Annotated in this window: 19 protein-coding genes; 17 read left to right on the top strand and 2 right to left on the bottom strand. The window is 72.7% G+C overall.

Translation table 11 applies throughout. From position 1 onward, the window contains the following. Positions 1-68 precede the first annotated feature (68 nt). The 5 genes from steA (at position 69) to AB0F89_RS16995 (ending at position 5,336) form a co-directional block, all read left to right on the top strand. Positions 69-1,232: a putative cytokinetic ring protein SteA gene (steA, locus tag AB0F89_RS16975; protein ID WP_367137276.1), complete on the top strand. Its 1,164-nt coding sequence runs from the start codon at positions 69-71 to the stop codon at positions 1,230-1,232. Next, the gene (locus AB0F89_RS16980; RefSeq protein WP_367137278.1) at positions 1,229-2,170 is read left to right on the top strand and encodes a copper transporter; all 942 of its coding nucleotides are present in this window, start codon (positions 1,229-1,231) and stop codon (positions 2,168-2,170) included. Before steA ends, AB0F89_RS16980 begins: the two co-directional genes overlap by 4 nt. A gap of 353 nt (positions 2,171-2,523) precedes the next feature. After that, positions 2,524-4,215 carry a CTP synthase gene (locus tag AB0F89_RS16985; protein ID WP_367137280.1) on the top strand — a complete coding sequence of 564 codons (1,692 nt, stop codon included), beginning with the start codon at positions 2,524-2,526 and terminating at the stop codon, positions 4,213-4,215. After that, positions 4,212-4,832, top strand: a complete 621-nt coding sequence (locus tag AB0F89_RS16990; RefSeq protein WP_367137282.1) for an NUDIX domain-containing protein — start codon at positions 4,212-4,214, stop codon at positions 4,830-4,832. The genes AB0F89_RS16985 and AB0F89_RS16990 overlap by 4 nt, the downstream gene beginning before the upstream one ends. Positions 4,833-4,970: 138 nt before the next feature. Continuing rightward, entirely contained in the window at positions 4,971-5,336 is a 366-nt protein-coding gene (locus AB0F89_RS16995; RefSeq protein WP_367137284.1) for a DUF2752 domain-containing protein, read from the top strand. On the opposite strand, the gene AB0F89_RS17000 is transcribed toward AB0F89_RS16995, so the two are convergent. Beyond that, complete coding sequence (locus tag AB0F89_RS17000; RefSeq protein WP_367137286.1) at positions 5,325-5,909, bottom strand: DUF1707 domain-containing protein; 585 nt, start codon at positions 5,907-5,909, stop codon at positions 5,325-5,327. The genes AB0F89_RS16995 and AB0F89_RS17000 overlap by 12 nt on opposite strands. Before the next feature lie 205 nt (positions 5,910-6,114). Between AB0F89_RS17000 and xerD the strand changes: the two genes are divergently transcribed. From xerD to AB0F89_RS17055, 11 genes are all read left to right on the top strand, one after another. Then, positions 6,115-6,993: a site-specific tyrosine recombinase XerD gene (gene xerD, locus AB0F89_RS17005; protein WP_367138892.1), complete on the top strand. Its 879-nt coding sequence runs from the start codon at positions 6,115-6,117 to the stop codon at positions 6,991-6,993. Positions 6,994-7,081: 88 nt separating this feature from the next. Beyond that, positions 7,082-7,432, top strand: a complete 351-nt coding sequence (locus AB0F89_RS17010) for an ArsR/SmtB family transcription factor (RefSeq protein ID WP_367137288.1) — start codon at positions 7,082-7,084, stop codon at positions 7,430-7,432. Between the two features lie 121 nt (positions 7,433-7,553). Then, the gene (locus AB0F89_RS17015; protein WP_367137290.1) at positions 7,554-8,528 is read left to right on the top strand and encodes a ParA family protein; all 975 of its coding nucleotides are present in this window, start codon (positions 7,554-7,556) and stop codon (positions 8,526-8,528) included. Then, on the top strand, positions 8,525-8,848 hold the full coding sequence (locus AB0F89_RS17020; protein ID WP_367137292.1) for a hypothetical protein: 324 nt from the start codon (positions 8,525-8,527) through the stop codon (positions 8,846-8,848). The genes AB0F89_RS17015 and AB0F89_RS17020 overlap by 4 nt, the downstream gene beginning before the upstream one ends. A 29-nt stretch (positions 8,849-8,877) precedes the next feature. Next, positions 8,878-9,804, top strand: a complete 927-nt coding sequence (locus AB0F89_RS17025) for a ScpA family protein (protein ID WP_367137294.1) — start codon at positions 8,878-8,880, stop codon at positions 9,802-9,804. A 62-nt stretch (positions 9,805-9,866) separates the two neighbouring features. Continuing rightward, the gene (gene scpB / locus AB0F89_RS17030; protein WP_367138894.1) at positions 9,867-10,502 is read left to right on the top strand and encodes an SMC-Scp complex subunit ScpB; all 636 of its coding nucleotides are present in this window, start codon (positions 9,867-9,869) and stop codon (positions 10,500-10,502) included. Continuing rightward, the gene (locus AB0F89_RS17035; protein ID WP_367137296.1) at positions 10,495-11,256 is read left to right on the top strand and encodes a pseudouridine synthase; all 762 of its coding nucleotides are present in this window, start codon (positions 10,495-10,497) and stop codon (positions 11,254-11,256) included. The genes scpB and AB0F89_RS17035 overlap by 8 nt, the downstream gene beginning before the upstream one ends. Positions 11,257-11,425: 169 nt before the next feature. After that, positions 11,426-15,181, top strand: coding sequence for a hypothetical protein (locus AB0F89_RS17040; RefSeq protein WP_367137297.1), 3,756 nt, complete (start codon positions 11,426-11,428; stop codon positions 15,179-15,181). A 152-nt stretch (positions 15,182-15,333) separates the two neighbouring features. Then, on the top strand, positions 15,334-16,101 hold the full coding sequence (locus tag AB0F89_RS17045; RefSeq protein WP_367138896.1) for an ABC transporter permease: 768 nt from the start codon (positions 15,334-15,336) through the stop codon (positions 16,099-16,101). Further along, the gene (locus AB0F89_RS17050; protein ID WP_367137299.1) at positions 16,098-16,904 is read left to right on the top strand and encodes an ABC transporter permease; all 807 of its coding nucleotides are present in this window, start codon (positions 16,098-16,100) and stop codon (positions 16,902-16,904) included. Before AB0F89_RS17045 ends, AB0F89_RS17050 begins: the two co-directional genes overlap by 4 nt. After that, positions 16,901-17,782 (top strand): ABC transporter ATP-binding protein, encoded by an 882-nt coding sequence (locus tag AB0F89_RS17055; RefSeq protein WP_367137301.1) that lies wholly within the window; start codon positions 16,901-16,903, stop codon positions 17,780-17,782. Before AB0F89_RS17050 ends, AB0F89_RS17055 begins: the two co-directional genes overlap by 4 nt. A gap of 567 nt (positions 17,783-18,349) precedes the next feature. Here AB0F89_RS17055 and AB0F89_RS17060 read toward each other — a convergent pair. Continuing rightward, positions 18,350-19,597: a 4-hydroxybenzoate 3-monooxygenase gene (locus AB0F89_RS17060; RefSeq protein ID WP_367137303.1), complete on the bottom strand. Its 1,248-nt coding sequence runs from the start codon at positions 19,595-19,597 to the stop codon at positions 18,350-18,352. A 203-nt stretch (positions 19,598-19,800) separates the two neighbouring features. Here AB0F89_RS17060 and AB0F89_RS17065 point away from each other — a divergent pair, with 203 nt between their 5' ends. Then, complete coding sequence (locus tag AB0F89_RS17065) at positions 19,801-20,766, top strand: ABC transporter substrate-binding protein (protein ID WP_367137305.1); 966 nt, start codon at positions 19,801-19,803, stop codon at positions 20,764-20,766. The last annotated feature ends 306 nt before the right edge of the window (positions 20,767-21,072 follow it).

The following is a 21,072-nucleotide window of genomic DNA, read 5'->3' on the forward strand; positions in this document are numbered from 1 at the left end:
GCTGACCAGCCCTGATCGGCCCGGCGTGTTGGCCGCGTGCCGGGCGCGCGGTGGGTCACCATCGGTGCATGAAGCTCTCCGGGTTGCTCGGCCGCGCGCACCACGAACTGCCAGGCGTCACCGGTGTGGCGCGGGTCGACCGTCGTTCGGGTGACCTGCTGCGCCGGCTGGGCGCCGGTGACGTCGCGGTCCTCGACCACGTCGACCTCGATCGCCGCACCGCCGAGGCCCTGGTGCACGCCAGGGTCGCCGGCGTGGTCAACGCCTCGCCGTCGATCTCCGGCCGGTTCCCCAACCTTGGGCCGGAACTGCTGGTCGAGGCGGGCGTCCCGCTGGTCGACGGCGTCGGCACGGCGGTGCTGCGCGACGTCAAGGAGGGCATGAAGCTGCGGCTGCACGACGGCGCGGTGTTCGTCGGCGCGAAGGAGGTCGCGCGGGGCGTCGAGCAGACCGCCGAGACGATCGCCGACTCGATGGTCGAGGCCAAGGCGGGCATGGCCGCGCAGCTGGAGGCGTTCTCCGCGAACACGATCGAGTTCCTGCGCCGGGAGCGGGCGCTGCTGCTCGACGGGATCGGCGTGCCCGAGCTGCACGTGCCGATGCGCGACCGGCAGGTGCTGGTCGTCGCCGCCGGGCCGCGGCACGCCGAGGAGCTGCGCGAGCTGCGCAAGTACGTCCGCGAGCACCGGCCGGTGCTGATCGGCGTGGACGCGGGCGCGGACACCCTGCACGACGCCGGGTACGCGCCGGACGTCATCGTCGGCGACCCGGACGCCATCGGCACGGCCACGCTGCGGGCCGGTTCCGAGGTGGTGGTGCCCGCGCAGATCGACGGCCACGCGCCCGGCCTGGAGCGGATCCAGGACCTGGGCATCGGCGCGGTGACGTTCCCGGCGACCGGCAACGCCGAGGACCTGGCGCTGCTGCTGGCCGAGGCGCACGGCGCGTCCCTGGTGGTGACGGTCGGCGTGCAGGCGGGGCTGCGGGAGTTCCTGGACCGGGGCAACGCCGGGTCGACCCCGTCCACGTTCCTGACCCGGCTCAAGCTCGGCGACAAGCTCGTGGACGGGCACGCCGTCGCGACCCTGCACCGCGGCCGGGTGTCGACCGGCCTGGTCGTGCTGCTGGTGGTGGCCTCGGTGGTCGCGGTGGTGGCCGCGCTCGCGGTGTCCGGTGTCGGTCAGGTCTACGCGGGCGTCGTCGCCGACTGGTTCAGGGGGTTGTCCGGGTGATCTCCGTGCGCTACCACATCGTCTCCATCACCGCGGTGTTCCTCGCGCTGGCCGTCGGCGTGGTGCTCGGGTCGACCGCGATCAGCGGCCGGTTGCTGTCCGGGCTGAACGACGACAAGGACGCGCTGGGCCGCGAGGTCGCCGCGCTGCGGGTCGAGCGCGACGACCTGGACGCCCGGCTCGCCGCCGCGGACCGGTTCGCGGCGTCCGTCGGCCCGCCCGCGGTGCGGGGGAGCCTGGCCGAGCGGACCGTCGTGCTGGTCACCACCGCCGACGCCGCGCCGGACGACCGGGACGCGCTGACCGGGCTGCTGCGGGCGGCGGGCGCGACCGTGACCGGCGAGCTGCGGCTCACCGAGTCGTTCGCCGACCTGGACCGGTCCGAGAAGCTGCTGGACCTGGTGGCCAGGCTCCAGCCCGCGGGCAGCAGGCTGCCCACCGGCGCCGACCCCGGCACCAGGGCGGGCGGCCTGCTCGGGTCGTTGCTGCTGGTGGACAAGGACACCGGGCAACCGCGGTCCACGCCGGAGGAGCTGGCGGCGGCGCTGGGCGGGCTGGCGAGCGCCGGGTTCGTCAAGCCGCCAGACCAGGGGTTGCGGCCCGCGCAGCTGGCGGTGGTGCTGACCGGCGGTTCGGTCTCGGGTGAGTCGGCGACCGACCGGGCGGCGGTGGTGGCGCGGTTCGCCACCCAGCTGGACCGGTCCGGCGCGGGCGTGGTGCTGGCGGGTTCGGTCGGGTCGGCGGACGGGACGGGCGCGGTCGGCGTGGTGCGGGCGGACACGGCGGCGACCTCGGTGCTGTCGACCGTGGACGACGTCGGCACGGCGGCCGGGCGGGTGGTGGCGGTGCTCGCGCTGCGGGAGCAGCTGGAGGGCAAGGCCGGGCGGTATGGGATGGCGGGGAACGCGGAGGCCCCGGCGCCGGGGATGTCGGGCTGAGCCGGGCGTGCGTGCGCAGACGGGCGTGGCCGGGCGGGCGGGCGCGGCCGGGCGGATGGGCGTCGAGCTGAGGCGCGTGCGCGGATGGGCGTCGAGCTGAGGCGGCGTGCGCGTGCGGGGGTGCGCGAACGGGGGTGTGGGTGTCGGGCCGGGACGGGTGGAACCGGGTGTTCACCGGGCCGTGGTCCGGTGTTCGACCGGTCCTAGGCCATCCGAGTGATCCCGCTCCGGGCCGGCCAGCGCGCTCGGTGACCGGCGGCGTGTTAGCGTTAGGGCCCGTGGACAGGGCGCTGAGCTGTGCGGAACCACCGCAGCCGGCCCCCAGCGGAAATCCAGGACCACGGGGAGCCTCCTTGGTGCAGCAGGCACGTACGACCAAGCACGTTTTCGTCACCGGGGGTGTTGCGTCCTCCCTCGGCAAGGGGTTGACCGCGTCCAGCCTCGGACAGCTGCTCACCTCTCGTGGTCTCCGGGTGACCATGCAGAAGCTGGACCCGTACCTGAACGTGGACCCGGGCACGATGAACCCGTTCCAGCACGGCGAGGTGTTCGTCACCGACGACGGCGCGGAGACCGACCTCGACATCGGCCACTACGAGCGGTTCCTGGCGCGCGACCTCTCCGGTGACGCGAACGTCACCACCGGGCAGGTGTACTCCGAGGTGATCGCCAAGGAGCGGCGCGGCGAGTACCTGGGCGACACCGTCCAGGTGATCCCGCACATCACCGACGAGATCAAGCGGCGCATCCGGGCGATGGCCGAGCCGGGGCCGGACGGCGTCGTGCCCGACGTGGTGATCACCGAGGTCGGCGGCACGGTCGGCGACATCGAGTCGCTGCCGTTCCTGGAGGCGTGCCGCCAGGTGCGCCACGACGTCGGCCGGGACAACGTGTTCTTCCTGCACGTGTCGCTGGTGCCCTACCTCGCCCCGTCGGGCGAGCTGAAGACCAAGCCGACGCAGCACTCCGTCGCCGCGCTGCGCAACATCGGCATCCAGCCCGACGCCATCGTGTGCCGGGCGGACCGGGAGATCCCGGACGGGTTGAAGCGCAAGATCGGCCTGATGTGCGACGTGGACAACGAGGCCGTGGTGGCGGCCGTCGACGCGCGGTCCATCTACGACATCCCCAAGGTGCTGCACGGCGAGGGCTTGGACGCGTACGTGGTGCGGCGGCTCGACCTGCCGTTCCGCGACGTCGACTGGACCGTGTGGGGCGACCTGCTGGAGCGGGTGCACAACCCGTCCGAGAGGGTCCGCATCGGCCTGGTCGGCAAGTACGTCGACCTGCCGGACGCCTACCTGTCGGTGACCGAGGCGCTGCGGGCGGGCGGGTTCGCGCACCGCACCAAGGTCGAGATCGTGTGGGTGCCGTCCGACGAGTGCCAGACGCCGTCCGGCGCGGCGCACGCGCTGGCCGGGCTCGACGCGGTCCTCGTCCCCGGCGGGTTCGGGGTGCGCGGCATCGAGGGCAAGATCGGCGCGATCACCTACGCGCGGACCCGCGGCATCCCGCTGCTGGGGCTGTGCCTGGGGCTGCAGTGCCTGGTCATCGAGGCGGCGCGGAACCTGGCGGGCATCGCCGACGCGAACTCGTCGGAGTTCGAGGACACCGGGTCGCCGGTGATCAGCACCATGGCCGACCAGGAGGACGTCGTCTCCGGGCAGCGGGACATGGGCGGCACGATGCGGCTCGGCGCGTACCCGGCGTCGCTGCTGCCGGGGTCGCAGGTGGCGGCGGCGTACGGGTCGCTGGAGGTGTCCGAGCGGCACCGGCACCGGTACGAGGTGAACAACGCCTACCGGGACCGGCTGAGCGAGGCCGGGCTGGTGTTCTCCGGGACGTCGCCGGACGGGCGGCTGGTGGAGTTCGTCGAGCTGCCGGCCGACGCGCACCCGTTCTTCGTGGCCACGCAGGCGCACCCGGAGCTGAAGTCCCGGCCGACCCGCCCGCACCCGCTGTTCGCGGCGTTCGTGAAGGCGGCGCTGGACTACCGGCTGGCCGACCGGCTGCCGCTGCCCGAGACCGCGGGGGTCGCGCAGTGAGCGGGCGGCACGAGTTCGAGACAGTTTCGTCGCGGGACGTGCACGTCGGGCGCGTCGTCGCGTTGCGGGTGGACGAGGTCGCCATGCCTGGTGGCGATTCGGCATCGCGCGAGGTGGTGGAACACCTCGGCGCGGTGGCGGTGGTGGCCTTGGACCCGGCCGGTGCGGTGACGTTGATCCACCAGTACCGGCACCCGCTGGGCCGGCGGCTCTGGGAGCTGCCGGCCGGCTTGTTGGACGCGGGCGACGAGACGCCGCTGGCCGCGGCCCGGCGCGAGCTGGCCGAAGAGGTCGGGCTGGCGGCGTCGGAGTGGACGACGTTGGTGGACGTCGCCGTGTCGCCCGGGTTCACCGACGAGGTGGTGCGGGTGTTCCTGGCCCGCGGGCTCACCGAGGTGGACCGCGACGTGCAGGGCGAGGAGGAGGCCGACCTGGAGGCGAGGAGCTTCCCGTTGGCCGAGGCGGTGGACATGGCCCTGGCGGGGGAGATCGTCAACGGTCCCGCCGTGTCCGGGCTCCTCGCCGCGCACGTCGTGGTCACCTCGGGGGCGACGGGCCGACCGTCCGACACCCCGTTCCGGGACCGCCCGACCCGCTTCGCGGCCCGCGAGTCCTGAGCGTTCAACTCACCGGTCCTGGACGTAGGACTCTCGCGTCCTGGACGCAGGACTCTCGCGAGAGTCCTGCGTTCGCGTCGCGCGTGTCCTACGTTCGGGAGGGATGAGTTGAGCGTTCGGTGGCGGGTGGTGGTGGGTGTGCGAGGTCCGCTGGCGGTGGCCGCGGCGGCGGTGGGCGGGTGCGGGGTGCTGCTGTTCGTGGACCCCAACCAGCCCGGGTCGCTGCTGCCGCCGTGCCCGCTCTACGCGTTGACCGGCATCCAGTGCCCGGCCTGCGGCGCGACGCGGATGGCGCACGCCCTGCTGCACGGCGACCTCGTCGGCGCCTGGCACTTCAACGCCGTGGTGCTGGTGGCCGGGTTGCCGCTGCTGGCCTGGTTGTGGGCGCGGTGGTTCCGGGCGGCCAGGGCCGGGCGGCCGGCGCCGCCGGTGCCGCGGGAGGTCGGCGTGCCGGTGGTGGCGCTGGCCGTGGCGTGGATGGTCGCGCGCAACCTAGTCGCGTAGCTTGCGGCCCTCGCCGTCGGTGCCGCCGTTGACCAGCAGGACGATCCCGTCGATCAGCGACCAGATGCCGCAGCCGCCGCAGGTCAGCAGCTGCGCGATGCCGATCCCCGTGTCACCGACGTAGAACCGGCCGATGCCGAACGGCAGCACCAGCTGCAGCACGCCCGCCGCGACGCGCGACTTGTCCGACAGCGGCTGCCCGGTGAGCGGGTCGACGCCGTACGGCGCGTTCGGGTTGAACCCCGGCGGGTAGCCGTACGCCTGGTGCCGGGGCGGGTCCGCGTACGCGGGCGGGTAGCCGTGGCCGGAGGTGGGGTGACCGGGGGGCGGCGGGTACGCGCCGGTCGGCGGGTACGTGGGCGGGTACGTCGGGGGCACGAACACCGGGTGCGGCTGCGGCAGGTCGTGGAACAGGGAGGCCAGCTCCTGCGCGGTCTGGGCCGCGGACGCGTAACCGACGCGCTGCTCGTACTCGCCGATCTCCAGGCGACCGGACGCGAAGTGGTCGTTCAGCGCGGTGATCGCCTCTTCGCGCTGCTGGTCGCCGATGCGCACCTGGTGTGGTTCCGACACCCGCAGAACGCTAACAGCCCGCGAGCGCCGGTCGAGCCGGAACCCGCTGGTCGACCTAGGATCGGGGGGTGTCGACCGGCCTGCGGGAAGCGGTGTCCCACGGCGCGGCGAACGCGCCGCGCACCTCGACGCGGGCGCGCGCGAACGCCACACCGCCCCCCGTGACTGCGTTGGCACAGCGGTGAGCGCGACCCCGGTGGGGCGGGTGGTGCGCGCCTACCTGGACCACTTGGCGGTGGAGCGGGGCACGGCGCGCAACACGCTCGACTCCTACGGCCGCGACCTGCGCCGGTACGCCGAGCACCTGGCGGCCAGGGGGGTGGACGACCTGGTCGACGTCACCGAGGCGCTGGTGGGCGACTTCCTGGCCTCCCTGCGCGAAGCGGGGCTGGCCGCGTCCTCCGCCGCGCGCACCCTGGTCGCGGTCCGCGGCCTGCACCGCTTCGCCCACCTGGAGGGCATCACCGCGCACGACCCGGCCCGCGCCGTGCACCCGCCGACACCGCCGCGCCGGCTGCCCAAGGCGCTGCCGGTGGCCGACGTGCTGAAGCTCCTCGAAGGCCCCACCGAGACACCGGCCCACCTGCGCGACCGCGCCCTGCTGGAACTGCTCTACTCCAGCGGCGCGCGGATCTCCGAGGTCGTCGGCCTGGACGTGGACGACGTGGACGCCGCCGAGCGCACCGTCCTGCTCGACGGCAAGGGCGGCAAGCAGCGCATCGTGCCGGTCGGGCGTCCCGCGCTGGAGGCGTTGGAGGCGTACCTGGTGCGCGCGCGCCCCGCCCTGGCCAAGCGGGGCTCGCCCGCGCTGTTCCTCAACGCCCGCGGCGGCCGGCTGTCCCGGCAGACGGCGTGGCACGTGCTGAAGGCCGCCGCCGAGCGCGCGGGCGTCGAGGCCGACGTCTCGCCGCACACCCTGCGCCACTCGTTCGCCACCCACCTGCTGGAGGGCGGCGCGGACGTGCGGGTGGTGCAGGAGCTGCTCGGCCACGCGTCCGTCACGACGACGCAGGTCTACACGCTCGTCACGGTCAACACCTTGCGCGAGGTGCACGCCACCGCTCATCCTCGCGCGACGGGTTAGAACGTGAGAGGTCCACGGGTACCGTGGGCGACCACCCCGACCGGGTGCCCCCCCTGCCAGAGCCCGACGAGCTGGAGGTGCCGACCAGGTGCCGAACTTGGACGAGCCCGAGCGCGACGCGATCGTGCTGGGGGCGGTGCTGCACGCGTTGAGCGACCACACCCGGCTGGCGGTGGTGCGGCAGATCGAAGCCGACGGCGAGCGCCTGTGCGGCGCGCTGATGGTGGACGTCGCCAAGTCCACGCTGTCGCAGCACCTGCGGGTGCTGCGGGAAGCGGGCATCACCCGGACCAGGGCCCGGGGCAACCAGCGGTGGGTGTCCCTGCGCCGCGACGACCTGGACGAGCTGTTCCCCGGCCTGCTCGACACGGTGCTCCGCGCGGCCGAACTGGCCTGCGCGCGGGACGGCGACCGGACCGCGGCAGCGGTGGGCCGCTGAGCCGCGGCGGGGCGCTGGGACGTCGCGGAAACGATTGCGTGCGCTTCGGCGAGGCACGTTGCTGGTCGCCCTCGCTGTGCCTAGGCTGCGCCCAGGCAGAGGACTAGGAATCGGGAAGGCGATGTCGACACCGGAGCACGCGGGACAGGCGTGGGGCGCGCCCCCACCACCCCCGCCACCGTCCGGTGTGCCGCGCGCCTCGGTCGAGCTGAGCCTCGCCCCGCACGCCGCACCCGCGGACGACGACGCCACCGAGCAGGTCGAGGGGGACATCGGGCCGACAGGCCGCCCGCTGCGCTTCGTCGCCGACCCGCCGCTGATCGCCCGGCACGGCCCGGCGAAGATCCTCGCGGTGTGCAACCAGAAGGGCGGGGTCGGCAAGACCACTTCCACGATCAACCTCGGCGCCGCGCTCACCGAGTACGGCAGGCGGGTGCTGCTGGTCGACTTCGACCCGCAGGGCGCGCTGTCGGTCGGCCTCGGGGTGCACCCGCACCAGCTCGACCAGACGATCTACAACGTGATCATGGAGCGCAACGTCGGCGTCGGCGACGTGATCATGCGGACCCCGGTCGAGGGCATGGACCTGCTGCCCAGCAACATCGACCTGTCGGCCGCGGAGATCCAGCTGGTGTCCGAGGTGGGGCGCGAGCACACCCTGGTCCGCACGCTGCGGCCGGTGATAGAGCACTACGACTACGTGCTGGTGGACTGCCAGCCGTCGCTCGGCCTGCTCACGGTCAACGCCCTCGCGGCGGCCGACGGCGTCCTCATCCCGCTGGAGTGCGAGTTCTTCAGCCTGCGCGGGGTCGCCCTGCTGATAGACACCATCGAGAAGGTCAGGGAGCGGTTGAACCCGAAGCTGGAGATCACCGGCATCCTCGCCACCATGTACGACCCGCGCACGCTGCACTCCCGCGAGGTGATGGCGCGCGTGGTCGAGGCGTTCGGCGAGGTCGTGTTCGACACGGTGATCAACCGCACGGTCCGGTTCCCGGAGACGACCGTCGCGGGCGAGCCGATCACCCGCTGGGCGCCGCGCTCGGGCGGCGCGAAGGCGTACCGCGCGCTGGCGCGCGAGGTGATCGCCCGGTGACCCGACGCCCATCGCTGCCGGGCGCGTCCGAGCTGTTCCGCCTCACCACCACCGGTCCCGCGCCCGCCGACGCGCCGGAGCGGGAACCGGCCGCGCCGCGGCGGGGCACCGGGCGGCAGAAGCACTCGACCAAGATCACGGTGTACGTGTCCGACGAGGAGCTGCTGGCGCTGGAGCACGCGCGGCTGGCGCTGCGCGGCGCGCACGGCCTGGCGGTCGACCGGGGCCGGGTGGTGCGCGAGGCCATCGCGATCGTGCTGGACGACCTCGAAGCGCACGGCGCGGACTCGCTGCTGGTGCGCAGGTTGCGCGAGCAGTGAGCGGTGACGCACCCGGGAACGGTCCCGAGGTGGCCGCTCCGGTCGTCACCGAGGCCCTGCCCGAGCCCATGCCCGAGGACGCGGCGGAGGATGCGCCCGAGCCCGAGGCCGAGTCTGCGCCCGAGCCCGAGCCCGAGCCCACGCCCGAGCCCGAGGTCGCGCCGCCGGGCGACGGTCGGTTCAAGGTCAAGCTGACCAACTTCGAGGGCCCGTTCGACCTGCTGCTCCAGCTCATCTCGCAGCACACGCTGGACGTGACCGAGGTGGCGCTGCACACGGTCACCGACGACTTCATCGCCTACATCCGGGCGCTGGGCGACCAGTGGGACCTGGACGAGACCACCGAGTTCCTGGTCATCGCGGCGACCCTGCTCGACCTCAAGGCGGCCCGGCTGCTGCCCGCGGGCGACGTGGAGGACGAGGAAGACTTGGCGCTGCTGGAGGCGCGGGACCTGCTGTTCGCGCGGCTGCTGCAGTACCGGGCGTACAAGCAGGTCGCGGCGCTGTTCGGGGAGCTGGAGCGGGGCGCGCACCGGCGTTACCCGAGGTCGGTGGCGCTGGAGGAGCGCTACGAGGGCCTGCTGCCCGAGGTGATGCTCGGGGTGGACGACCGGCGGTTCGCCGAGATCGCCGCGGTGGTGTTCCGGCCCAAGCCGCCGCCGACGGTGTCGACGTCGCACATCCACCAGCACCGGGTTTCGGTGCGCGAGCACGCGGACCTGCTGCGGGCGCGGCTGGTGGAGCTGGGCACGACGACGTTCGCCGAGCTGATCGCCGGGTGCGAGGAGACGATGGAGGTCGTCGCGCGGTTCCTGGCGCTGCTGGAGCTGTACCGGGAGAGGTCGCTCGCCTTCGAGCAGCCGGACCCGCTGGGCGAGCTGCGGATCACGTGGGTCGGCGGCACGATCGAGGAGGCGCAGGCGCAGGCCCGCGACGAGGACGAGGAGTACGGGTGAGCGAGCACCGACCAACCGGGTCCGGACCGGTCGGGGAAACCGGGCCGCCCGTGCTCGCCGCCGTGCCCGAGCCGGAAACCCGACCGGAAACCCGACCGGGGGCCGAGCCGGAACCGCCGGTGGACGACGAGGCCGAGTCGACCGGGTTGCCCGACCTGTCCGACGACGCCGAGTTCGAGGGCGCGCTGGAGTCGATCCTGCTCGTGGTGGACTCCCCGATCGCCGAGGAGCAGCTGGCGGGCGTCCTCGACCAGTCGGTGAGGCGGGTCACGGCCGCCCTGCGCCGGCTGTCCGCCCGGTACACCGAGCAGGGCAGCGGCATCGACCTGCGTAGAATCGGCGACGGCTGGCGGTTCTACACGAGGGACCGCTTCGCGCCATTCGTGGAGAAGCTGCTGCTCGACGGGCAGCGCGCCAAGCTCACCCGGGCCGCGTTGGAAACACTCGCGGTGATCGCCTATCGGCAGCCCGTGACCAGGGCCCGGATCGCGGCGGTGCGCGGGGTGAACGTGGACGGCGTCATCCGCACGCTCGTCGCGCGCGGCCTGATCGCCGAGACGGGCACGGATTCCGACACGGGTGGCATCCTTTACCGCACGACCGAACTGTTCCTGGAGCGGTTGGGGCTGTCGTCGCTTGGCGACCTGCCGCCGATCGCCCCCCTCCTGCCCGAAGTGGATGCGATCGACGATGTCTGACCAGGCCGTGCCCGGCACCTCCGGCCAACCAGAGGGGATCCGGCTGCAGAAGGTGCTCGCCAAGGCGGGCATCGCCTCGCGGCGGGTCGCCGAGGAGCTGATCGAACTCGGCCGCGTCCAGGTCGACGGCGAGGTGGTCCGCGAGCAGGGCCGCCGGATCGACCCGGACAACGCGGTCGTGCACGTCGACGGCGTGCGCGTGGTGCTGAAGGAGGACGTGGTCACCCTCGTCTTCAACAAGCCGCGCGGCGTGCTGTCCACCATGCACGACGACGCGCACCGCCCGTGCGTCGGCGACTACCTGCACAACCGCAAGGAGCGCCTGTTCCACGTCGGCAGGCTGGACGCCGACACCGAGGGCCTGCTGCTGCTGACCAACGACGGCGACCTGGCGCACCGGCTGATGCACCCGTCCTACGAGATCACCAAGACCTACCTCGCCGAGGTGCCCGGCCCGATCCCGAAGGACCTGGGCAAGCGGCTGCGCGCCGGGGTCGAGCTGGAGGACGGCCCGATCGCGGTCGACTCGTTCAAGCTGATCTCCGCGATGCCGGGCAAGGCGCTGGTCGAGGTGATCCTGCACGAGGGCCGCAAGCACATCGTGCGCCGGCTGCTCGACCACGTCGGCCACCCGGTGGAGAACCTGGTCCGCACCGCCGTCGGCGACGTGCGGCTGGGCAACCAGCGGCCCGGTTCGATGCGCGTGCTCAACCGCCAGGAAGTCGGCTCGCTGTACAAGGCCGTCGGCCTGTAGGCGGGCAGGCGCTTGGTGGAGTCCCCCTTCACCACCAAGCGCCCCTCCCCCCTGACGGGACCCCTACCGGTCCCACCGCCATTCCTACGGCAGCGGCGTTGTTCAGTGTCAGCGCGTGGACGCTGAACAGGCTTTTCTGAACAATCTCCTCCGTCGGGGGAGGGTGAGGATGGCCAGACCGGAGGACCCGCTGCGGCCCGGGAGCCGTGAGCTGGGCGAGTTCGCGGCGGACCTGCGCGCGCTGCGGGAACGGGCCGGTCGGCCGGCGTACCGGCAGCTCGCCCGGGACGCGCACTACTCGGCGGCGGCGCTGTCGGAGGCGGCGAACGGGCGGCGGCTGCCGAGCCTCGCGGTGACGCTGGCGTACGTGGGCGCGTGCGGCGGCGACGTCGTGGCGTGGGAGTCGCGCTGGCGCGCGCTCAGCGACCGGGTCGCGGACGCCAACCCGCGCACCCCGCCGGCCGCGACGCGGGCGCCGTACGCGGGGCTGGCGGCGTTCGAGGTGACGGACGCGGACCGCTTCTTCGGCCGCGACCGGGTGGTCGGCGAGCTGGTGGAGCTGGTCGCGGGCCGCCGGTTCGCGGGCGTGTTCGGCGCGTCCGGCTCGGGCAAGTCCTCGGTGCTGCGCGCGGGCCTGGTGGCGACGGCCGGCCGGCCCGCGGTCGTGCTCACGCCGGGGCCGCGGCCGGTGGAGGAGCTGGCGGTGCGGATCGCCGCGTTCTGCGGCAAGGACGCCGCCGCGCTGGCCGCCGAGTTCGCCGGCTACCCGGAGAACCTGCACCTGCGGGTCCGGCAGGCGCTCGTCGGCGGTGACGACGACCTGCTGCTCGTGGTCGACCAGTTCGAAGAGGTCTTCACGCTGTGCCCGGACCCGGCCGAGCGGGCCGCGTTCATCGCCGCGCTGACCACCGCCGCCACCGCGCCGACCAGCCGGACCAGGGTGGTGCTGGGCGTGCGGGCCGACTTCCTCGGCCACTGCGGGCAGCACCCGGAGCTGGTGGACGCGCTGCGCGGCGGGCACGTGCTGGTCGGCCCGATGACCGCGGACGAGCTGCGCGAGGCGATCGTGGCGCCCGCCGTCGCGGTCGGCTGCAAGGTGGAGACCGCGCTGGTCACCCGGCTGGTGGCGGACGCGGCGGGCCAGCCGGCGGCGCTGCCGCTGGTGTCGCACGCGTTGCTGGAGACGTGGCGCAGGCGGCGCGGTGTCGCGCTGACCCTCGCGGCCTACGAGGAGGTCGGCGGGGTCGAGCACTCGATCGCCCGCAGCGCCGAGCAGGTCCACGCGGGCATGGGCCCAGGCCGGCGGGCCGTCGCCAAGGACGTGTTCCTGCGGCTGATCGCGGTCGGCGAGGGCACCGAGGACACCAAGCGCCGCGTCGCCCGCGCCGAGGTCGACCACCACGCCGAGGGCCGGGAGGTGCTGGCCGCGTTGGCGCAGGCCAGGCTGGTGGTGCTGAACCGGGACACGGTGGAGCTCGCGCACGAGGCGCTGATCCGGAACTGGCCGCGGCTGCGGGACTGGATCGCCGAGGACCGGGCCGGCCTGCGGGTGCGGCGGGTGCTGACCGAGGGCGCGCACGCGTGGGAGTCGCTGGACCGGGACCCCGGCGCGCTGTTCCGCGGCACGCGGTTGGCGCTGGTGCGCGAGTGGGCCGGCGGCAGGCGCCGACCGCGGCTGACGCCGGAGGAGGAGGCGTTCCTGAAGGCCAGCGTCGCGGCGGACGACGCGGTGCGGGTGGTCGAGCAGCGGCGCGCCCGCCGGCTGCGGCAGCTGGTGTCGGTGATGGGCGTGCTGCTGCTGCTCGCGGCCGGCGCGATCGTGTTCGCCGTCCACGCCGAGCGGTCCGCGACCGAGCAGCGCAACATCGCGCTGGCCCGCAAGGTGATCACCCAGGCGCGGGCGCTGCGTGACGCGCAGCCCGCGCTGTCGCTCCAGCTCACCCTGGCCGCGCACCGGCTCGCGCCGATGCCGGAGACGCGGGACGCGTTGTTCGGCGCGTTCGCCAAGCCCTACGCGACCTCGATCGACCTGGCCCGGTCGGCGGTGATCAGCCCGGACGGCGCGGTGCTCGCCGTGGTGGACGACAACAGCATCCGGGACGTGCGGCTGGTCGACGTCACCGACCCGCGCCGGCCCGCGCACCTGAGCGGGTTGTCCGGGCTGTCGGACGCGCGGGTGCTGGCGTTCGGCGCCGGCGGCTCGCGGGTCGCCGCGTCGGGGGCGGACTCGATCGCGGTGTGGCGGGTGGACGACCCGCGCCACCCCGGCGCGCCCCTGGTGCTGACCGGCCCGGAGCTCACCGAGCCGCCGGTGTCGCTGGCGTTGTCGCCGGACGCCCGCTACCTCGTGGCGGGCTTCGCGTCCCGGTCCGCGCTGGCGTGGGACCTGGCCACCGGCGAGCCGCTGCCGCTGCCGCCGACCGGCGGGGCGTCCGGCGAGGTGGCGTTCCTGACCGGGCACGTGGCGGCGGTCGCCGCCGGCGACCGGCTGCTCGCGGTGGACGTCGACACCGGCGCCACCACCGTGCTGGCGTCCGGGACCGGGGCGGTCACCGCGCTCGCCGTCACCGACGACGGCCGCACGGTCGCGACGGCGGGTGACGACCGGGTGGTGCGGCTGTGGGAGGTGACCGACCACCGCGCCCCGGCCACGCCGACCGGCGCGCTGCGGCACGACACCGACGTGCACGCCCTGGCGCTGGCCGAGGGCGGGCGGGTGCTCGCGACGGCGGGGGAGGACCGGACGGCGCGGCTGTGGGACGTGACCGACCGGTCCGCGCCGGTCCTGGTCGCCGCGCTGGACGGCCACCTCGGGCCGGTCACGGCGGTGGGCTTCGCGGGCGAGCGGGCGCTGCTCACCGCGGGCGGCGACCTGACCGTGCGGCTCACCGACATCACCGACCTGCCGGTGACGCAGTCCTCGCCGGTCCGCTCGGTGCTGGTGGCCGCCGACCGCGGGCTGGCCGCGACCGTCGACGTGCGGGGCGTGCTGCGGCTGGTCGACATCTCCGAGCCGCGCGGCCTGCGCACCGCCTGGCCGCTGACCGCGCACCCCGGCCGGGTCCGAGCCGCCTCCCTGAGCCGGGACGGCGAGCACCTGGTGACGCTCGCGGAGGACGGGGCGGTCCGGGTGTGGCGCACCTCCAACCTGGCCGCGCCCGACCTGGCCGGCGAGGTCGGGCGGGCCGAGGCGGTGGCGTTCGACCCCGGCGGGCGGCACTTCGCCACCGGCGGCGCCGACGGGCTGACGCGCCTGTGGGACGTGGTGGCGCTGACCGAGGTGGCCGCGTTCTCGGACCGGGTCTCCCGCGACTCGCCGGTGAGCGTGGTCGCGTTCGACGAGACCGGCGACCGGCTGGTGGTCGTCAAGGCCGACGGGTGGACCGAGGAGTGGGAGTCGGCGGGCGCGGCGCCGCCGCGCCGCCGGTACCTGGCGGCTCCGGCGGCGGTGGGGGTCGAGTCGGTGGCGCCGGCGCCGGACGGCAGGCTGGTGACGGTCGAGCAGGACGGCGACGCCGTGCTGTGGGGCGCGCCGGAACCGAGGTGGGACACGACGTCCGGCCTGCCGGTGCAGGTCGTCACGCCCCGGCCGCTCGGCACGACCGCGCAGGGGGTGGCGGTGCGCGGCGCCCTGGCGGCGATCGCCGCCGCGGACGGCAACCTGCGGCTGTACGACATCGGCGGGCGCGGCGAACCCCGCGAGGTGGCGGTGATCGAGGCGCACGCGACGGGGGTGAAGTCGGTGGCGTTCGCGTCGGACGGCCGGACGGTGGTGAGCGCGGGCGACTCGGTGATCCGGTTCTGGGAGACCGACGTCGAGCGGATCGCGCGCCGCGTGTGCGCCACCGCGCGGCCCCGGCTGACGGCGGGGCTGTGGGAGGGCTACTTCCAGGACGTCCCCTTCGACCCGCCGTGCGAGGACTGACGCGCGGCGCGTCCCCCTGCTTCAGTCCCCGCTGACAGCAAATTGCAAGATCACATCATGAAGTTTTCCCGCCACTCATTGTGGCGGCGGACTTCACTCTCTAGATTGAGCCGGGTTGGCTGGGGTTGATCAACTGGGAAGAGGCGTTGCGCGTGCGTGCGCTCACCCGAGGACTGCTCGGTGTGGCCGGGTTCCTCGTCGTATGGGAGCTGTTCGGCCGGTCCCGGATGGTTCCCTCGGACTACTTGCCACCGCCGTCCGTCGTAGCGGTGGAGTTGCTGAAGCTGTTGGTGGACGAGGCTTTCCTGCGCGACGTGGTCGCGACGGTCCTCGCCCTCCTGATCGCGGTGGGGTTGTCGATCGCGATCGCCGTGCCGCTGGGGCTCGTCCTCGGCAGCGTGGCGTCCGTCCGGCACGCCACCCGCGCCGTGGTGGAGTTCCTGCGGCCGATCCCGTCGGTGGCGCTGATCCCGCTCGTGATCGTGCTGCTCGGCATCGGGCCGGAAACCAAGATCACCCTCGCGGTGTACGCGGCGGTCTGGCCCATCCTGTTCAACACCGTCTACGCGCTGGACGAGCTCGACCCCCTGCTGGTCGAGACGGCGCGGGCCTTCGGCTCCGGCCGGGTGCGCGTGCTCACCTCCGTCGCGCTGCCGTCCGCGCTGCCGTTCGTGCTGACCGGCATCCGGCTCGCGGCGACGACCAGCCTGGTCGTGGTGGTCAGCGTCGAACTGCTGGCCGGCGGCTCGGGCGGCATCGGCCAGTTCATCGGTGACGCGCGCAGCGGCGCCGGGCGGATGGACGTCGTCCTCGCCGGGACGGTCGTCGCGGGCGTGATCGGCTACCTGCTCAACGAGGGGCTGGAACGCGCGCAGCGCCGCTGGGTCGGCTGGAGCGCGGTCACCGGAGGTCGGTCGTGAACCGTTTCGTCCAGCGGTGGGCCGTGTTCGTCGGTCTCGTCGTGGTGTGGGAGTTGGCGACCCGGCTCGCCGACGACACGTTCTTCCCGCCCCCGTCCGAGATCGCCGTCGCGGCGCAGCAGTTGTGGTTCTCCGGCTCCGCCGGGGACCTGTTCCTCACCGACACGGTGTTCGAGCACGTGCTGCCGAGCATCGGTCGGCTCCTGGCCGGGTGGGGCATCGCCGCCGTGCTCGGCATCTCGCTCGGCCTGGCGCTCGGCCGTTCCGCGACGGCCACCGAGTACGCCGGGCCGCTGCTGACGTTCATGCGCTCGATCCCGCCACCGCTGCTGGTGCCGGTGTTCCTGCTCGTGTTCAGCGTCGGCACCCGGATGCAGCTCGCCACGATCGTCTTCGGCGTGGTGTGGCCGATCCTGCTCAACAGCGTCGACGGCGCCCGCTCCGTCGACGCCACGAAGTTCGAGACCTCGGCGGTGTTCCGCATCCCCAAGGCGCAGTGGGTCCTCGGTGTCGTCCTGCCTTCCGCAGCACCGAAGATCTTCGCCGGGTTGCGGGTCTCCCTGTCGCTGTCGCTGGTGCTCATGGTCGTGTCCGAACTGATCGGAACCGACAACGGGATCGGGTCGCAACTGCTCGTCGCACAGCGCGAGTTCGACTTCCCCGACATGTGGGCCGGGATCATCCTGCTGGGTGTCCTCGGCTACGCCCTCAACACCGTGCTCCTCGGCTTCGAGCGCAAAGCCCTTGCGTGGCAACCGAAGCAGGAGGAGCGCACCCCCGCGACGGTGGAGGAAAAATCATGACCGCGATGCTCGAAGTGGCCGACCTCGGCCACACCTACCAGGCGAAGGACGGCGCGCACACCGCGATCGCCGACCTGTCGTTCACCGTCGGCGCCGGCGAGCTGGTCTGCGTGGTCGGTCCGTCCGGCTGCGGCAAGTCCACGCTGCTGCGCACCATCTCCGGCCTGATCCGGCCGACCCGGGGCGAAGTCAGCCTGCACGGCAACGAGGTGCACGGCGTGCCGGACGACCTGGCCGTGGTGTTCCAGGACTACAGCCGCTCGCTGTTCCCCTGGCTGACCGTGCAGAAGAACGTCGAGTTCCCGCTTCGCCGCACCCTGGGCCGGGCCGAGCGCCGGGCCCGCGCGGCCGAGGCGCTGGAGTGGGTCGGCCTGTCCGGCGCCGGCCGCAAGTACCCGTGGCAGCTGTCCGGCGGCATGCAGCAGCGGGTGGCGATCGCCCGCGCGCTGGCCTACCGGCCCGCGCTGCTGCTCATGGACGAGCCGTTCGCCTCGGTGGACGCGCAGACCCGGTTCGAGCTGGAGGACCTGCTGCTGAAGGTGCGCACCGAGCAGGACACGACCGTCCTCGTGGTGACGCACGACATCGACGAGAGCGTCTACCTGGGCGACCGGATCCTGGTGCTGTCCACCTCGCCCGCGTCCGTGGTGGCCGACCTGAAGGTCGACCTGCCCGCGCAGCGCGACCAGATCACCACCCGCGAGTCCGAGGAGTTCGTGGCGCTGCGGGCGGAGGTGGCGCGGCTGCTCAACGTCGGCAAGACCTCCGAGGCGGTCCGCGCGCGGCGCGAGGCGAACGAGCAGCAGGCGGCGAAGTGGGCCGAGGCGGAGCGCGCCGAGGTCTCCCGCGCCGAGGCCGAGGAGCGCGCCACGACGTGAGGCGCGTGTCCGTGGACTGAAGGGACCGCCCGACGGGCGATCCGTGGCTTGTCGGCCCTCTCAGGGCCGTCCTGCGGGTCGCCCGTTGTGCTGTCCGGAGAACCGCCCGGCGCCGTCCCGGCAAGGCCGTCCCGCAGGCTGGTTTCGATGAGGATCGTTCACAACGATTCGACATCTTTATCGCCCGGCGAAGATCGTCGAGGGCCGCTGGTGATCATCGCGCCGTCATCGGCCGATCACGCCCCGTGGAGGTCGGCGGCTATTCCCGCGGCGTCGCCGCACTATTGCATCGGTGATTCCTATGGCGCCGGTGGTCGGCGCTGCGCTATTCCGGGGGTGTGTTCGGCCGGCCACCGGGTGGAAATTGGCGGCGAATGCGCCCGGCGGCGGTCGGGTCCGACCCCTCGCGGCGGACTTCGAATGTCCTTGCCGAGGGATTCGCCCCGAGCCCCGTTCCACTTCCGCCGGACATTCGGTTGCGGTGTCGCGGAACAGGGGTCGGGGGATCCGTTCAGTTCACGGTCCGTTTTCCGGGAAAGCGGTCCCGTTAATCGTAAGATGGTCTGCTCAGGGCCCCACGTAGTTTTGGGCGAAATAGCCCGCGGACGACCCGGAGGCGATGAGGTGTTCGAGCCGGGCTTGGCCCAACCGGCTCAGGAACGGCTCCGGCGACCGGTGGATCATGAACACCATCCACTGCGAGAACTCCTGCGCACGCCACACCCGCCGCAGGCAGGTGTCGGAGTACGCCCGCAGGCCCGTCTCATCACCCGTTCGGTGGTACCTCGTCAGGGCGTCGGCCAGCACCTCGGCGTCGTGCAGGGCGAGGTTCATCCCCTTCGCCCCCACCGGCGTGATGATGTGCGCCGCGTCGCCGAGGAGGTACAGGTTGCCGTGGTTCATCGGCTCGACCACGTGGCTGCGCATGTCCAGGATGCGCTTCTCCACGATGCGCCCCTCGGTGAGCTTCCAGTCGGAGTCCCGCAGCGCCAACCTCTTGTGCAGTTCCGCCCACACCCGCTCGTCCGGCCAGTTGTCCACCGTGTCGTCCACCGGGACTTGGAGGTAGTAGCGGGAAACCGTAGAACTGCGGAGCATGTGGCCCGCGAATCCGTCCGGGTGAAGCGCGTAAATCACCTTGTGGGTGGATGGCGGCGCCTCGGCCAGGATGCTCAGCCACTCGATGCCGTGCTGGTGGCTGAACTCCTGCACCGCGCCCGGCGGGATGCTGCGCCGCGCCACGCCGTGGAACCCGTCCGCGCCGGCGATGAACGAGCAGTCCAGCCGCTCCCGCGTCCCGTCGGCGTTCGTCCAGGTCAGGACCGGTTCGGAGGACTCGATCCGGTCCAGTTCGACGTCCGTGACGGACCACCGGACGTCCCCGGCCTGATCGTCGACGTAGTGCCGCACGAGGTCCTGGACGACCTCCTGCTGCGGGTAGATGTAGTGCGTTTGGCCGTCGTACAACGTGGCGTAGTCCACTTCGTGGGCTTCGCCGTTCACCCGGAATTCGCAAGCGCCGTGCCTGTCCGCCTCTTGGAGCAACCGGTCCGCGAGACCGTGCTCGGTCAACATTTGCACCGCGCGGTGCTCCAGGACGCCGGCGCGGGGCCGGGTCTCGATGTACTCACGGGTGCCTTTTTCCAGCACAACGCAGGGGATTCCGGCTTCGCGGAGCAGGTTCCCCAAGGTCAATCCCGCGGGGCCCGCTCCGACGATGCCAACCGGTCGCCGGTTGCTCTGTACGGCCCATTCCGCGTCAAGATCGCTCACCGCATACCCCAACCTCTGGACAGCCTGTGCAAAGATGCTCACCGAAGGTAGTGGATCAGCCTTCGAGTGTCGGTCGACTGGGGTCTTGCCGACCCGCTCGTGTCACTTTGAGTGGTTCCGCAGCGCCCCCGTCGCCCGTGCATCCTGCCCCCGCAAAGTCGTCACTCCAACAGGAGATTCCCCCCATGACTCGAAGAGTCGGCCTCTCGGCACGAAGGATCTTCGGCGTTGTCTCCGCTGTCGCGATGCTCGCCGTCGTCTCCGGTTGCGGCCTGCTCGGTGGCTCCGAGGAGGAGCCCACCAGCGCCGCCGCTGCGCCGGGCAAGGTCGAGAAGGCCAAGATCTCGCTTGGCCTGCTCCCCATCCTCGACGTCGCGTCGGTCCACGTCGCGATCAAGAAGGGCTACTTCAAGGACGAGGGCCTCGAGGTAGATGTCAAGATCATCCAGGGTGGCGCCGCGGCCATCCCGGGTCTGATCAGCGGTGACCTCGACTTCAGCTTCGGCAACTGGGTGTCGTTCTTCGCCGCCGAGGCGAAGCAGGCCGCCCAGGGCGTCGACGGCCTGAAGCTCGTCAGCGACGGGTACCAGGCCAAGCCGGAGATGTTCCTGATCCTCGCCAAGTCCGACTCGACGATCAAGTCGCCGAAGGACCTGGAGGGCAAGACCATCGCGATCAACACCTTCCGGAACATCGCCGAGCTGACCGCGAAGGCGACCCTGGAGGCCAACGACGTCGACCCGGCCAAGGTCAACTTCAAGGAGTTCCCCTTCCCGGACATGGAGGCCGCGGTCCAGAACGGCACGGTCGACGCCGCCTTCATGGTGGAGCCGTTCATCAGCCGCGCCCAGCGGTCCAGCGGTCAGATCACCGTGCTCGACGCGGCGTCCGGCCCGACCGCCGACATCCCGATCGCGGGCTACGCCACGACCGGGAAGTTCGTGAAGGAGAACCCGAACACCGTCGCCGCGTTCCAGCGCGCGATGGCCAAGGGCCAGGCCGACGCCGCCGACCGCCCCACGGTCGAGCCGCTGCTGGTCGAGTACGCCAAGGTGGACAAGGAAACCGCCAGCCTGGTGCACTTCGGCGAGTTCCCGACGACGCTGGACGCCACCCGGCTGCAGCGCGTCTCGGGCCTGATGCGAACCTACGGCCTGTTGGAGCAGGACTTCGACGTCGCTCCGATGTTGGTGAGCGGGTCGGGCAGCTGAGCCGACGGGGGGAGCTCGTCGCCGGGCTCCCCCCCTCGGGTGTTTCCCGTTCGGGTCGAGGGTGTGAAAAATCGGTGACCGCTGGTTAGCGATCGTTTAGCGCGTCCAGGTGTGGCGCGCGCGACAATGGCTGATTTGCAAACTACCGGTCACCTCGTCCGAACGGCGGTATGACTCGGCGGATTTTTCCACCAAGATCCACCGGGTTTGTAGGGAAGTGTCGTTTCACCGGGCTGGGGAGTGTGCTGACGGTGCGCGGTCACGACGACCACGCCTCCGGGAGAGATCCGGAGCGGATTCAACTCG

It is taken from the genome of Saccharothrix sp. HUAS TT1 (assembly GCF_040744945.1).
Classification (GTDB): Bacteria; Actinomycetota; Actinomycetes; order Mycobacteriales; family Pseudonocardiaceae; genus Actinosynnema.

What these genes read in the sequence shown, in the direction of transcription:
- steA (WP_367137276.1), top strand. Translation starts at nt 69, where the DNA reads ATGAAGCTCTCCGGGTTGCTCGGCCGCGCGCACCACGAACTGCCAGGC.
- AB0F89_RS17015 (WP_367137290.1), top strand. Translation starts at nt 7,554, where the DNA reads ATGTCGACACCGGAGCACGCGGGACAGGCGTGGGGCGCGCCCCCACCA.
- AB0F89_RS17035 (WP_367137296.1), top strand. Translation starts at nt 10,495, where the DNA reads ATGTCTGACCAGGCCGTGCCCGGCACCTCCGGCCAACCAGAGGGGATC.
- AB0F89_RS17040 (WP_367137297.1), top strand. Translation starts at nt 11,426, where the DNA reads ATGGCCAGACCGGAGGACCCGCTGCGGCCCGGGAGCCGTGAGCTGGGC.
- AB0F89_RS17055 (WP_367137301.1), top strand. Translation starts at nt 16,901, where the DNA reads ATGACCGCGATGCTCGAAGTGGCCGACCTCGGCCACACCTACCAGGCG.
- AB0F89_RS17065 (WP_367137305.1), top strand. Translation starts at nt 19,801, where the DNA reads ATGCTCGCCGTCGTCTCCGGTTGCGGCCTGCTCGGTGGCTCCGAGGAG.